Origin of the sequence: Vibrio sp. 10N.222.55.C6 (assembly GCF_041473395.1) — a bacterium.
Lineage (GTDB): Bacteria > Pseudomonadota > Gammaproteobacteria > Enterobacterales > Vibrionaceae > Vibrio > Vibrio crassostreae_C.
This window is the reverse complement of sequence record NZ_JBFRSD010001102.1, coordinates 1-310: the sequence shown is the minus strand read 5'-3', so window position 1 is coordinate 310 and position 310 is coordinate 1. Positions and strand designations below refer to the sequence as shown.

Here is a 310-nt window from a genome sequence, read left to right as displayed (position 1 = left end):
GACGAAAAAACCAAGCGTGCGCCTATGGGGGTCAGCAGCAACACTTGGCTTTGGATAAATGGGGAAAACTTATTGTCCGCTTTGTATCACTTTGAAGAAGCGCCCTTGTAATGATGACATCGGGATCTGGTATTGCCCGTTACTTGGTGTGATTTGTTGGTTAGTGATTAAATCCACCAGCGCTTGATTGCTACCGACTTGCGCTTCTGTCAACACTATGTTGCGAGCACTCTCAAGGGTATTCAAAGCAAATAAGACTTGGTCATCGCCAGATACTTTCAAGTCCACATAACTGCCATTGCTTGCTACC

General features: G+C 45.8%; 1 pseudogene. It reads right to left on the bottom strand.

The features are described from left to right. Positions 1–69 precede the first annotated feature (69 nt). Positions 70–310: pseudogene (locus AB4486_RS27740) on the bottom strand (glycosidase); the annotation flags it as partial.